The organism is Catenibacterium faecis, from assembly GCF_014306455.1.
Taxonomy (GTDB): Bacteria; Bacillota_I; Bacilli_A; order Erysipelotrichales; family Coprobacillaceae; genus Catenibacterium; species Catenibacterium mitsuoka_A.
Genome location: NZ_JACRWG010000002.1, coordinates 91,760 through 105,574, shown reverse-complemented (window position 1 = coordinate 105,574; position 13,815 = coordinate 91,760). Strand labels below are relative to the sequence as shown.

Sequence of the window (13,815 nt, the reverse complement as noted above, 5' to 3'; positions counted from 1 at the left end):
ACCTTTGATTCTCTCTTCCATCTATTTTATAATACATGAAAAAGGAGAAAAGTATATGACAGCATGTTTATATGTCGGTATGGGTGGTTTTATAGGTTCAGTACTTCGTTATTTAGTCGGTTTGATTCCTTTAAAGACTACACATGGATTCCCATTACTGACTCTATTTATTAATATTCTCGGTGCATTCTTAATAGGTTTTATTAGCACAATAGCTTTAAAGAAGTCTATGAATCCCCACTTAGTTCTATTACTTAAAACAGGATTATGTGGGGGATTTACTACCTTCTCTACATTTGCGTTAGAATCTATTACTTTACATAAGAATGGCAATACAACTCTTGCAATGATTTATATAGTTCTAAGTATAGTACTTGGACTAAGTGCAGTCATTCTAGGTGATTATTGTGCACACTAAAAGGCAGATTTCTCTGCCTTTTTAATTATTTGATTGCTTCTTTTAATGCATGTGCAAGCTGATCTGCACAAGATGTATTTTTCATACCACAGGTATTGCCTTCTAGAATAGCTACGATTTCTTCTGCTTCTTTACCTTCTACAAGTTTACCAATGGCTTTTAAGTTACCATTACATCCTCTAGTAAATACAACGTTATGAATTGTATGACCTTCTAAGTCAAAATCAATAGCAGTTGCACAAGTTCCTTTAGTCTTATAAGTAAAATGTTCCATAACCATATCCTCCATCTCTTATATTAACAAAGGAAGGAATAATGTGGCAAGACCTAAAAAGAAGAAAAAGCCCATACAGTCTGTCACAGTTGTGACAAATACACCTGACGCAAGTGCTGGATCGATATTTAAACGTTTTAAGATAACTGGTACTAAATAACCTGCAATATTAGCTGCAAGCATATTTAAGATCATAGCCAAACCTGCAACTAAACCAAACCATGGGTTACTAGCAAACCACCAGGCACCAATAGCCACAATAATACCAATCACAATACCTGATAATAAACCAACAGTGATTTCTTTACAGAAAATCTGGAAGGCATTGTCTTTATCCACTTCACCTAAAGATAAACCACGACATAAGATAGTAAGTGACTGTGTCCCTGCATTACCACCCATTCCAGTAACAATGGACATAACTGAAGATAAAGAGACAACCTTGGCGATTGTAGATTCAAAGTTTGCGACAACTGCAGCAGCCATAACAGCTGTAAATAAATTGACAATAAGCCAAGGAATACGGCTCTTTGCAGATTCTAATACTGTAGAATCTACACGTTCTTCACCACTCATACCAGCCATTAAGTTGATATCTTCTGTTGTTTCTTCTTCCATGACATCCATAACATCATCAATTTCAATCACACCAAGCATGCGATACTCTGAATCAACAACTGGCATCATATAGAAACCATATTTCATAAACTTCTTAGCCACTTCTTCCTGGTCCATATTAACATCTACTGTTTTTACATTAGGATTCACAATATCCATGATTGGTGTATCGAAAGGAGAAGATACAATATCTCTTAAAGAAATAACACCTTTTAATACCTTTTCTTTATCTAAAACATATAAGTAATAGGTTGTATCTTCTTCAACCTGTGTTTGTAAGTATTCTAATGTCTTTAATACTGTATTATTGGCTTTAATAGAGATAAACTCTGTTGTCATAATACCACCAGCAGTGCTTGGATCATATTTCAACAGGCTCTCAATATGTGTCTTATCCTCTATGTCTAATTTAGATAATACATCTGCACGTTCTTCTGGATCATCTAGTTCACCAATCAAATCGGCTAATTCATCATCACTCATCTCATCTAAGATAGCACTCTGACGATCTTTAAGGAATGTTTTAAGGATTTCATACTGCTCATCCTCATCCTCTTCTTCCTCAATAACATCCGCAATAATATCATTCGGGAGTTTAGAAAGAATATTATTTAACTGACTATGATGATCCTGTAATACATCAAGAATATCCGCGGGGTGAATATCATCTATCGCTTCCTGAATCTGTTCTGAAGTCCCATTTATTAAGAGACTAGTAAGATGTTCTTTTGTCATCTTATCCATGTTATTCACCCTCCTTGTATATATAAAAGTCCTTTGCCATTTTATCATTTTTTATATTAAATCTAAAGTCTTATAATGTAAAACTATTACAAAAAAAGTCATCGTTTAGATGACTTTCATAGCGCCCTGCTGTCTGATATGAGTGACATAGCAACAATGTTTACCCATATACTTTTCTATTTCATTCTTATACTTTCTAGCATAATCATTTTCTACAAATACCTGGATAGTACCTTCAAAACCAGGACCATGTACTCTTACTACACCCTTATCTTTTAGAATCTTTTCACTCATACAGATTGCGAGAGAAATGTTCTGATGAGAAGGATCTTTTGAAGAATAAACATTCTGTAAATATTCAAATGAACTATTACCTGAACGTCTGATCTGAATCTTGAACTCATGGAAGTTACCATCTCTTAATGCCTTTAATTCCTTATTTACACGCTTTTCTTCACTATAGAAATGCATTGCACGTAAAATAGCTCTATCTGAACATACTTTACGCATTGGAATGATATGTTCATAGAATTCATTTTCATCTACTTCTCTTAAGAATTCTTTACCAAAATATTTGGCTACTGATCTCATTTCTTCAATGATAGCACGATATTCTTTCGTTAAGTTAGCTGGTACATCTTTTGTATCTACTATGCATAAAGAATGATTGAACTGTTCAAACTTAATCATCTGTTTCTTAATAAGTGGTTTCTTAGGATCCTTGAAATCAATCTTGATTAAACCACCAATCGCACAAGCCGCCTGATCCATTAAACCACATGGTTTACCAAAATAGATGTTTTCAGCATACTGTGCAATCTGGGCAATAATCAATGGATTAATAGAACCACTATTGTATAAACCATTTAAAATAGTGGCAAGAAGTACTTCTATTGCAGCACTTGATGACATACCTGAATAAAGTGGTACTTCACTTGTAATATAAGCGTTAAAACCGCCTACTTCATAACCTAATTTTTGGAACTGAGATACAATACCTTTAATTAAAGATTCAGTTGTACCCTGTTCATCAAAAGCTAACTTTAATCCTGCTTTACTAATTGTGATAGGGCGAATATCTGGGAATCCTTCAGAAGTAATTCTTACGACATTATCATCTGTAGGTGTAACAACCGCAATAATATCACGGTTAACAGAACATGCAAGCATCTTACCATGCTGATGATCTGTATGCATACCACAGATTTCACTACGTCCTGGTGCACTATAGATTTCTACTTCTTCATCACCATATAATTCAATAAACTGTTTTAAAGCAGTGACATAACGATTCTTCTGTTTTGTAAGTCTGGCATCTTCTGTATAAAGATCCTTGATGAGTGCTTTATATTCCCCTTTGTTAAATCCTGTAATAATCTTACTTGCTTTCTTCACTTGAATCACCTCGAATATATATATGAAATTATTGTTAGTTATCTATTAAGATTTTAACATTTCTTACCATAGTTGTACACTTCTAGACAAATGAATATTCGAAATTAATCACACAATAGTATGTAGTATTCATTTCTTTGACCTTAGAAGTAATTAATTTATTAAGTTCCTTCTTACTATACTTATCATCCTTCATTAATACATCAAAGACAAGGTTTGTATGTGTAGGACCTCTCACTATTCTAAAATCATGGATAGAAAGTGATGAGTCAATAGATTCTACAATACTAGTCACTTTATCTCTTAAATCATTTGTGAGTGTATCATGGATATCAATAGGGTCCATATGGATTGTAGTAAGAATATGGAACTTCTCCATCATTGCACGTTCAATATTATCTATTTCATCATGAGTTGTCATCATATCAATAGAAGCATCTACTTCACAATGAACAGTTAAATAACGACGTCCTGGGCCATAGTCATGCATCATTAAATCATGTATACCCATAACACAATCATAACTCATTAAATAATTTTCTATTTCTTTAATTGTTTCTGGATCTGGTTTGATACCAAGAAGTGGATCAATGGTTGATTTTGCGATAGAGATACCAGAAATGACAACAACTACAGAGACTGCTGCACCAATAAGACTATCCACTGGTAGATCAGTAACTAAAGAAGCCACAAGAGCCACAATAGTGGCAGAAGTTGCCATAACATCATTCATACTATCCTGGGCAGCTGCTTCTAATGCAGTTGAATTGATTTCTTTACCTGCTTTACGATTAAAGTAACCCATCCATATCTTAACTAATACTGAGAATATCAAAGCAATAAGAGCAGGAACACTGAACTTGACTGCTTCTGGATTAAAGAGTTTTAAAACTGCATCCTTTAAACTCATTAAACCAACTAAAATAATTAAAAAAGAAATGCCTAAACCTGTAATATACTCAAAACGTCCATGACCATATGGATGTTCTGCATCTGGATGCTTATTCGCAAGTTTAAATCCAAAGAATGTTGCAATGTTACTTCCTGCATCAGATAAATTGTTGTAACCATCTGCGACAATAGAAACAGAATGAACTAATGTTCCAAAAATAAGTTTAAATACTACAAGTACGATATTACATACTATAGAAATAATAGAACAGACTGTTCCATATTGTTCTCTTACATGTGCATTTTCAGTATTCTTATAATCACGTACAAATGTCTTTATTAATAACTGATACATAAATACTCCCCCTCGTATCTATTAAAAAAGAGAAAGGAACCTTTCTCTAAAAAATTGAAACAATTTTTCTAACGTAAACGTTTCTTCCATCACGTCTTACAAGTTCTAATTCATCCATTTCATCAAGATAGCCTTCAATCTTTGCGGCATTGACTTTCTTATTCGCAATCTTAACTAACATCTCAATAATTGCAGGAGAATCATCTTTTACATAGGCATTATTATCCTGATCATAGTGTGGTTTATTCAATAATGTATTTAATACCGCCACATAAGCCCATTTGACTTCTAGTCTTATAAGGTTATACTGCATCCCATTAAATAATTCACCAGGAATGTAGTATTGATCATTTTTTTCGCTATTTAGTTCTTCTACATCATCTTTTGTAAGTATTTCTATCATCTTTATCTCTCCCATCTCGCCTATTATAACATAGACTTAATTATCTTTCACTCTTTTTGTGAATGTAGTTACATCGTCAAATCCAATATCCTGATAATGCTTTAAAACATCTTCTACATGTTCTCCTACACGATCACTTGTATGAGAATCGGTACCCACTGTAATTATTGTACCACCTAGTTCTTTATAACGCTTCACAATATCAAAATTAGGAAAACCACATGTCTTATTTAATGCATATCCTGATGTATTAACTTCAATACCCTTACCCTTTTGAATAAGTGTCTTTAAGATTTCATCAATAATATCCTGATATAATTCATGTTCTACACGTTTATCTTCATAAGGACCATAACGCATAATATAGTCTAAATGACCTAAACAGTTGAAACAGTCAAATGTCTGTACACATTTCAATGTTTCTTCAAAGAATTCTCTATGTGCTTCTTCTTTTGTTTTACCCTTGAAGAATTCTCCATAATAGAATTCTGTATGATGAATGACATGGATAGAACCAATAACATAATCAAAAGGACATTGTGCTACAAAAGTGTTGATTTCATCAATATGATCCATGTCTAATCCAACTTCTACACCAATCTTAATAATAATACGATCTACATATTCATTCTTCAAGGCACTCAGTTCCATGAAATAAGCATCTGTATCTAGATCAAATGTATCAATAGGATAATCAAAATCACGATGATCAGTAAAACATATTTCATCTAATCCCATTCTAATTGCCTGTTCAATATGTTCACGAGGACTTGCTTCACTATCACCACTAAAATGCGTATGCATATGATAATCAATCTTACGCACTAAGTCCACGCTCCTTCTTATATTCCTCTAATACTTCTGTTTCAGAGAAATGGCGTGTCACTTCATCTTCACCAATCATATAAGTTTCATGACCTTTTCCAAGTAATAAAACAACATCACCCTTACAAGCCATATCTAATGCATGATAAATGGCTTCTTTACGATCAGGAATAATCGTATATTCACCATGATACTTATCAATACCAACCACAATATCATTGCAGATATCTACAATTTTTTCTCCTCTTGGATTATCTGCAGTCAAGATAGAATAACCACCATGTTTTGCGACTACTTCACCAGATTCATATCTTCTAGTCTTAGAACGTTTTCCTCCACTGCCATAAACTACAATTAACTTATTAGGATTATACTGTTCTACAGTAGAAATAATACTTTCAAAAGAGACACCATTATGAGCATAATCGATTAATACACTATAATCAGGTGAGACATGCATAACCTGTCCTCTACCTAATACATGAACCTGTGGTAATGTATTTTGTATATCCTTTGTAGGGACATCAATTAAATAACAGATCATAATTGCGACTAATGCATTATAAGCATTGAACTTACCTGGCATAGAAGCTTTAAAAGAGGCATTAATTAATCCCTTTGTATCAAAGGTAATACCTAATTCACCATTCTCATTATAAAGTTCAATATGTTCCGCTTTTAAATCACTGTCTTTTTCAATGCTGTATGTTAATACCTTGCAAGGAACATCCTTTGTGAACTCTTCAAAATGCTCATCATCCTTATTAAATAAACCAACCTTACAGAAATCAAATAAATGTTTCTTACATGCCATATATTCCGCAAAATCCTTATGTTCATTAGGGCCAATATGGTCAGGTGAAATATTTGTAAAGACACCATAATCAAATTCAATACCAGCCACACGGTTCATCTTTAAAGCCTGACTTGATACTTCCATGACACAATATTCACAATCATGTTCTACCATTTTTCTCATGATACGCTGTAATTCATAAGATTCTGGTGTTGTATTGGCTGTAGGTTCATGGATATCTCCAATAAAAGTACCATTTGTCCCAATAATACCAACCTTCTTACCTGCATGTTCTAGAATAGACTTGATCATTAATGAAGAACTCGTCTTACCCTTTGTTCCTGTAATACCAACAACCTTCAATTCTTTACTAGGATAATTAAAATAAGCACAAGATAATAAAGCCAACGCAATACGTGTATCCTTCACCTTAATATAAGTCATACCTTCTTTTAAAGGGACATCCTGAGAAATCACAATCGCATGAGCACCCTTTTCAATCACCTGATCAATAAAATCATGTGCATTAAAAGCAGCACCAACCATACAGACAAATAGACTGCCTTCTTCTACTTTACGTGAATCATAAACTAATGTTGTAATATCTACATCTTTATTCCCAATGATTTCATATTCAAAACCATTTAATAACTTTTCTAATTTCATACAAACACCTCTCTTACAAGATTATAACAAAAAAAAAGAGAGAATTAAATCTCTCCTCTTGTATGGAATACTTTTTTGTTGCCTGTCACCTTATGTCTTTCCTTTAATTTATCTAAAACATCATCTACAGTTAAGCCATAGGCATTCATTAAGACTAATACATGATAATATAAATCACCAATTTCACCAATCAAATCTTCTTTAGATGTATTTTTAGCTGCAATAACTGTTTCAGTGGCTTCTTCTCCAACCTTCTTACAGATCTTATCAATACCTTCATTTAATAAGTAGTTTGTATAAGACTTTTCTACTGGATGTACTTTTCTATCTTCAATAAGATCATAAAGTTCATGCGCAAAATCACTATTGTCATAAGGAATTACTTCATTAAAGAAACAAGAATAAGAACCTGTATGACAAGCAGCTCCGACCTGTTCTACATAAATAACGATTGTATCTAAATCACAATCTAAATATAGCCCCTTAATATGCTGGAAATGTCCTGATTCTTCCCCTTTATGCCATAACTTATTTCTTGAACGTGAATAGAACCAAGTATCTCCTGTTTCTAACATCTTTTCATATGCTTCTTCATTTACATAAGCAAGCATTAATACCTGTTTAGTCTTGACATCCTGCACAACAGCAGGTACAAGACCATTCATTTTCTCAAAATCTGGTTTCATTGCTTATTTCTCCTTACTGGAATACCTGCCTGTGCACAGGATTCCTTAACTTCATCCACTGTGGCTTCACCAAAGTGGAATAAACTTGCAGCTAACGCAGCATCGCAGTCTGTTTCTTTAAAGACATCTACGATATCTTCTTTACCACCACAGCCACCACTTGCGATTACTGGAATATTGACTGCTGCCACTACTGCTTTCAACATATCGATATCAAATCCATCTCTTGTTCCATCCGCATCCATACTTGTAAGAAGTATTTCACCTGCACCAAGAGATTCACATTTCTTAACCCATTCTATTAAATCAAGTCCAGTATTTGTACGTCCACCTGCGACATAGACATCCCATCCTGAATGATCATCACGTGCTTTCGCATCTACTGCCACAACAACACATTGAACACCAAACTCATCACTGGCTTCCTTAATAATATTTGGATTCTTGACTGCAGCTGAGTTAACAGATACCTTATCTGCACCTGCTGCAAGAATCATACGGAAGTCTTCGACAGTACGAATACCACCACCCACACATAGTGGAATAGAAAGTTCATCAGCCCCTCTTTGGATGAGGTCCTTGATGATGTCTCTGTTTTCATATGTAGCAGTAATGTCTAGAAAGACAACTTCATCTGCACTTTGACGGTCATATTCTTTTGCTAGTTCAATTGGGTCACCAACATCCTTCAAGCCAACGAAATTAACACCTTTTACAACCTTCCCATCTTTAATATCTAGACAGGGAATAATTCTTTTAGCCAGCATTTTCAATGACCTCCTTTAGATTAATACGCCCTTCATAGTATGCTTTACCTACAATACAAGCATAATAATCACGTTTATTTACTTCATAGACATCTTCATCATCTTTTACACCACCAGAGACTACAAATTTAATCTTAGAATTAGCGTGTATTTCTTCATAAAGAGGGAAAGAAGGTCCTGTGAGGGTACCATCTTTAGAGATGTCCGTACATACTATATATTTCACACCTCTCTCTTCTAGTTGATGAATAAATGTCAGATAATCTACATCACTTGTTTCAAGCCAGCCAGCAATACTGACCTTTCTATCTCTTACATCTACTCCTACGACTATTCTTTCTGGTCCATACTTCTTTAATGCTTCATCAAGAAAAGCAGGATTCTTAATAGCAGCCGTACCAAGAATAACGCGATCTACCCCAATCTCCTCTAAATACATAGAGACTGTATCCATATCGCGAATACCTCCTCCTAATTCCATTGGAATAGAAATAGAAGCACGTATTCTTTTAATTGTTTCTTTATTGGTTGCATGGGCATCTTTTGCACCATCTAGATCTACTACATGGAGATACTTTGCACCCATCTTCTCAAATCCTGCTGCTAATTCTTCAGGATGTGATGAATAAACAACTTTCTTATTGTAATCGCCCTTATAAAGACGGACTGCTTCTCCATCTTTTAAATCAATGGCTGGAATAACTAACATGACACCAACTCCTTAAAGGCACGTAAGATCTTCTTACCAATCTCTCCACTCTTTTCAGGGTGGAACTGTGTACCCATGACATTATCTTTATATACAAAAGCAGTAATCTTCTTACCACCATAATTCACATAAGCCCCAATCTCATCTTCTGGACAATGAGCACTATATGAATGTACAAAGTAGACATAATCGCCTTCTTCTACATACTTTAATAAAGGATGAGACTGTTTAATAACTAACTGGTTCCATCCCATATGTGGAAGTTTTGCATCGACTTCCATCTTATCGACAGAACCTTTTAAGAATCCTAATCCTTTTGTATGTCCATTCTCACTGCCTTCTTCAAATAAAAGCTGCATTCCAATACAAATACCAAGTATTGGTGTTCCCTTGTCCTTCACTTCATTCAATACAGGTACAAGATGACATGCTTCTAAATTACTCATAGCTGCAGGAAATGCACCAACACCTGGAAGAATAATGCCATCTGCCTGACGAATAACTTCAGGATCATTTGTGACAACTACATCCATCCCCTGTCTTTTACAGGCATTTGTAACTGATCCTAGATTTCCTACATGATAATCAATAATCGCAATCATTTTATAACACCCCTTTACTTGATACTACCTGCCCCTTATGGGCTTCATCAATTGTGACAGCCTCCTTGATGGCACGTGCCATAGATTTAAATATTGCCTCTATAATATGATGTGTATTCTTACCATAATGTTCATTAATATGTAAAGTCATGAAACAGTTATAGGCAAATGCACGGAAGAATTCTTCTGTCATTTCTACTTCATAGTTACCTAGATGAATATTATCTAGTTCTACATTAAAAACTAAATAAGGACGTCCACTGAAATCTAAGTCAGTCGTTACAAGTGCTTCATCCATAGGGATAGTAAAATGACCATAACGAGTAATACCACGCTTATCACCTAAAGCCTTATTGAAGCACTGTCCTAAGACAATCCCTAAGTCTTCTACAGTATGATGAGAATCAACCTGTAAATCACCCTTACATCTCACCTTTAAATCAAAATTACCATGGAAAGCAAGAAGCTCAAGCATATGGTCCATGAACCCTACACCTGTATCCACATCTGCTTCTCCTTTACCATCAATATTTAAAGAAACATATACATATGTCTCTTTGGTCTGTCTTTCTATTTCTGCCTGTCGCATAAATTAATCCTCAAAACGTACCTTGATACTATTAGCATGTGCATCTAAACCTTCTAGATGTGCAAACTTCATAATATCATCCTTGAATGTACCAAGTACTGCCTGTGGATAATAGCTGAAAGCAGAATGCTTTACGAAATCATAAACACCTAAAGCACTATAGAACTTAGCAGTACCACCTGTTGGTAATACATGGTTTGTACCACTCATATAGTCACCTAATGGTTCTGGTGTATACTCACCTAAGAAGATAGAACCAGCGTTCTTGATATTTGGTAATTGTTCTAATGGGTTATCTACTAATACTTCTAAATGTTCAGGTGCAATCTTATTAGATAAGTTAATACCTTCCTTGATACTATCTACAATAACAGCACCGCCATAGTTATCTAATGAAGACTTGATGATATCTTTACGAGGCAAATCTTCTACCTGTCTAACTAATTCTTTATCTACATTCTTTACTAATTCTTTTGAAGTTGTAATAAGAATCGCACTGGCAAGCTTATCATGTTCAGCCTGACTCATTAGGTCAGCTGCGATATATTTAGGATTTGCGTTCTCATCAGCGACAATAAGAATTTCACTAGGTCCGGCAATCATATCAATATCAACGACTCCATAACATAACTTCTTTGCAGTTGCGACAAAAATATTACCTGGACCCACAATCTTATCTGCTTTCGTAATTGTATCAGTTCCATAAGCAGCAGCTGCAACACCCTGTGCTCCACCACATTTATAAATCTTAGTAATACCAGCTACATAAGCAGCAGCTAAAATAACATCAGAAACCTTACCATCCTTCTTTACTGGTGTAATAATATAAAGATCTTCTACACCCGCAAGCTTTGCAGGTACAGCATTCATCATAACAGTAGAAGGATACGTAGCAGTTCCACCTGGTACATATAAAGCCACTGTGGCGATAGGACGCACTAATTGTCCCATGACAACACCATTATCCTTATACATAGTCCATGATTTTTCAATCTGGTTCTTATGATATTCAGTGATCTGATCCTTTGTGCGTTCTAGAATCTTCATGAATTCAGGTCCTACATTAGTAATAGCATCCATGATTTCCTGTTTAGAAACGATGAAATCATCCTTTCTAGATACATGGAAACCATCAAACTTAGCACAGTATTCCTTTAATGCATCATCCCCATTTTCACGTACATTATTAATGATCTCACTGACTGCCTTATTGACTTCTTCAGATATTTCAGTTTTTCTTGTATGAAGTTTATTTTCTAGTTCTTCATAGTTTCCTTTATAAATCAATTCTTTTAACACTTTAGTGATCCCCCTTCTTTAGTGCATCCACTAGTTTGAATATTTCATCCTTCTTATATTTTAAAGCCACTTTATTCACAACCATTCTTGTAGAAATATCTGAAATCTTTTCAATCACTTCAAGACCATTGGCCTTAAGTGTAGATCCTGTTTCTACAATATCTACAATCGCATCAGATAAACCAACTACGGGTCCTAACTCTACAGAACCTTCCAGTTTAATAATTTCTACATCCTCCTGTTTAGATGCGAAATATTCTTTTGCGGTCTTTGTATATTTAGAAGTAATACGTTTACGACGATTAAATGTCTTTGTGCGGTATTCTGGATAAGCCGCTAACGCAAAATAACATTTACCAATCTCTAAATCTAATAACTCATAATAATCATCAAAATCAGATTCATCCAAAGTATCCTTACCAACAAATCCAACATCCACAATACCGTGTTCTAGGAAAGTCAATACATCATTTGCTTTCGCAAAGATCATTGAAATACCATCCTTTGTCTCTATTAATAACTCACGGTCTTTATTAAAAATAGGATCCATATCAAAGCCCTGCTGTTGTAATAACTTACATACCTGCTTTTCTATTCTTCCTTTAGTAATCGCAATCTTAATCATTGGCTTCATTCTCCTTTCCTATTGCATCCAATACATTATTCAAATGATATGAGAATCCAATAGAAGGTACGTTCTTATAGAAATGATCAAACAAATGGTCATAACGTCCTCCCTGGAGAATTGGATGGGCACTATAATAAGAGAATCCCTTCATCATAATACCTGTATAATAACTTCTCTCAGGTACCATACATAAATCAAAGATAATATTCTCTTTATGCTTAGAGAACTCATACAATGATTCCATCTCTTCAATAGCCTCTAAAAGTTCTTCATCCTTCACAATCTCTTTTACTTCTCTTAAACACTTAATATCCCCAAAAGCACTAGGAAGAATTAATAAGAGTTTATTTAAATCTTCGTCAAAATCATGTGCTTCTACTAAATGTTTCATATCAGAACTTTTCTTTTTCTTTAAGATATCAGTGAGAGAACGATCCATTACAAGAGCCATTAAACGCTTATAGAACTTTGCAGAACCAAGTTCTAGTTTTAAATCACTTAAACCAATATTCTGCATTGTTTCTTCAATTAGTGATAAGCATTCCTGATCTCCCTCACGACCTGGAAGACCAAACAACTCAATACCGCCCTGGAACAATTCAGAACTTCTACCTTTATGTCGTGCCTGAGTACGATATACCTTACCAAAATAACTATAACGTCTTACTTCATCTGTATGAGCATTACTATAAATACGTGCAATAGGTACAGTAAAGTCAGTTCTTAAAGTGATACGCTTCCCTTCATGGTTAATGAACTGAAACATTGTTTCTTCATTTGTCCCAAAACCACTTAACAAGTCTGCATATTCAAATGTAGGTAATAATAACTCCTGGTATTCATGTGCATTGAATGTTCTTCTTAAATGTCCTTCAATCGTACGCATTAAAGAAGCGTCCATTCTAGTTGCATCATTACTTTCTTCAGGAATCAGATATTTAAATTCTTCCAAAGTTATGTCCCCCTTATATATAAAAAGGAACAGGTCCAATGACCTGTTCCTTTATGTCATTGTTTCGTGTCCGTTTTTTTTGAGTTGTATGTCAAAACGGGCTGTATCTAATTGATATAACCCTAACTAGAACCACGATGGTGATGGTGTAAATTGTTGACAAAAATTGTATTTTTCATAAATAATCACCTCAGTTTT

The 13,815-nt window shown here is 34.5% G+C and carries 16 protein-coding genes; 1 reads left to right on the top strand and 15 read right to left on the bottom strand.

Going from position 1 to position 13,815, the window contains the following annotated elements:
• Window positions 1-55 precede the first annotated feature (55 nt).
• The gene (gene crcB / locus H8909_RS01570; protein WP_006506058.1) at window positions 56-418 is read left to right on the top strand and encodes a fluoride efflux transporter CrcB; all 363 of its coding nucleotides are present in this window, start codon (window positions 56-58) and stop codon (window positions 416-418) included.
• A 25-nt stretch (window positions 419-443) separates the two neighbouring features.
• Here the strand turns inward: crcB and H8909_RS01565 are convergent, their stop codons facing one another.
• The 15 genes from H8909_RS01565 to H8909_RS01495 form a co-directional block, all read right to left on the bottom strand.
• Window positions 444-692: a TIGR03905 family TSCPD domain-containing protein gene (locus H8909_RS01565; protein ID WP_022424427.1), complete on the bottom strand. Its 249-nt coding sequence runs from the start codon at window positions 690-692 to the stop codon at window positions 444-446.
• 18 nt (window positions 693-710) lie between these two features.
• The gene (gene mgtE / locus H8909_RS01560) at window positions 711-2,054 is read right to left on the bottom strand and encodes a magnesium transporter (RefSeq protein WP_117458256.1); all 1,344 of its coding nucleotides are present in this window, start codon (window positions 2,052-2,054) and stop codon (window positions 711-713) included.
• Between the two features lie 105 nt (window positions 2,055-2,159).
• Window positions 2,160-3,449, bottom strand: a complete 1,290-nt coding sequence (locus tag H8909_RS01555; RefSeq protein ID WP_187011585.1) for a galactokinase — start codon at window positions 3,447-3,449, stop codon at window positions 2,160-2,162.
• 82 nt (window positions 3,450-3,531) lie between these two features.
• Entirely contained in the window at window positions 3,532-4,695 is a 1,164-nt protein-coding gene (locus H8909_RS01550) for a cation diffusion facilitator family transporter (protein WP_187011584.1), read from the bottom strand.
• A gap of 46 nt (window positions 4,696-4,741) precedes the next feature.
• Window positions 4,742-5,098 (bottom strand): hypothetical protein, encoded by a 357-nt coding sequence (locus H8909_RS01545; protein WP_022425662.1) that lies wholly within the window; start codon window positions 5,096-5,098, stop codon window positions 4,742-4,744.
• 36 nt (window positions 5,099-5,134) lie between these two features.
• Complete coding sequence (locus H8909_RS01540; protein ID WP_187011583.1) at window positions 5,135-5,923, bottom strand: histidinol-phosphatase HisJ family protein; 789 nt, start codon at window positions 5,921-5,923, stop codon at window positions 5,135-5,137.
• Complete coding sequence (locus H8909_RS01535) at window positions 5,916-7,385, bottom strand: UDP-N-acetylmuramoyl-L-alanyl-D-glutamate--2,6-diaminopimelate ligase (RefSeq protein WP_187011582.1); 1,470 nt, start codon at window positions 7,383-7,385, stop codon at window positions 5,916-5,918. The genes H8909_RS01540 and H8909_RS01535 overlap by 8 nt, the downstream gene beginning before the upstream one ends.
• A 44-nt stretch (window positions 7,386-7,429) precedes the next feature.
• Window positions 7,430-8,071, bottom strand: coding sequence for a bifunctional phosphoribosyl-AMP cyclohydrolase/phosphoribosyl-ATP diphosphatase HisIE (gene hisIE / locus H8909_RS01530; RefSeq protein ID WP_006506050.1), 642 nt, complete (start codon window positions 8,069-8,071; stop codon window positions 7,430-7,432).
• The gene (gene hisF, locus H8909_RS01525; protein WP_187011581.1) at window positions 8,068-8,838 is read right to left on the bottom strand and encodes an imidazole glycerol phosphate synthase subunit HisF; all 771 of its coding nucleotides are present in this window, start codon (window positions 8,836-8,838) and stop codon (window positions 8,068-8,070) included. The genes hisIE and hisF overlap by 4 nt, the downstream gene beginning before the upstream one ends.
• Window positions 8,828-9,547, bottom strand: a complete 720-nt coding sequence (hisA, locus tag H8909_RS01520; protein WP_187011580.1) for a 1-(5-phosphoribosyl)-5-[(5-phosphoribosylamino)methylideneamino]imidazole-4-carboxamide isomerase — start codon at window positions 9,545-9,547, stop codon at window positions 8,828-8,830. The genes hisF and hisA overlap by 11 nt, the downstream gene beginning before the upstream one ends.
• Window positions 9,541-10,149, bottom strand: a complete 609-nt coding sequence (gene hisH, locus H8909_RS01515) for an imidazole glycerol phosphate synthase subunit HisH (protein ID WP_129981340.1) — start codon at window positions 10,147-10,149, stop codon at window positions 9,541-9,543. The genes hisA and hisH overlap by 7 nt, the downstream gene beginning before the upstream one ends.
• Before the next feature lies 1 nt (window position 10,150).
• The gene (hisB, locus tag H8909_RS01510) at window positions 10,151-10,738 is read right to left on the bottom strand and encodes an imidazoleglycerol-phosphate dehydratase HisB (RefSeq protein WP_006506046.1); all 588 of its coding nucleotides are present in this window, start codon (window positions 10,736-10,738) and stop codon (window positions 10,151-10,153) included.
• A 3-nt stretch (window positions 10,739-10,741) separates the two neighbouring features.
• The gene (gene hisD, locus H8909_RS01505) at window positions 10,742-12,037 is read right to left on the bottom strand and encodes a histidinol dehydrogenase (RefSeq protein WP_187011579.1); all 1,296 of its coding nucleotides are present in this window, start codon (window positions 12,035-12,037) and stop codon (window positions 10,742-10,744) included.
• 1 nt (window position 12,038) lies between these two features.
• Entirely contained in the window at window positions 12,039-12,662 is a 624-nt protein-coding gene (gene hisG, locus H8909_RS01500; protein ID WP_055233264.1) for an ATP phosphoribosyltransferase, read from the bottom strand.
• A complete protein-coding gene (locus H8909_RS01495; RefSeq protein ID WP_202985880.1) occupies window positions 12,655-13,617 on the bottom strand; it encodes an ATP phosphoribosyltransferase regulatory subunit in 963 nt (320 codons plus the stop codon). The genes hisG and H8909_RS01495 overlap by 8 nt, the downstream gene beginning before the upstream one ends.
• Between the last annotated feature and the right edge of the window lie 198 nt (window positions 13,618-13,815).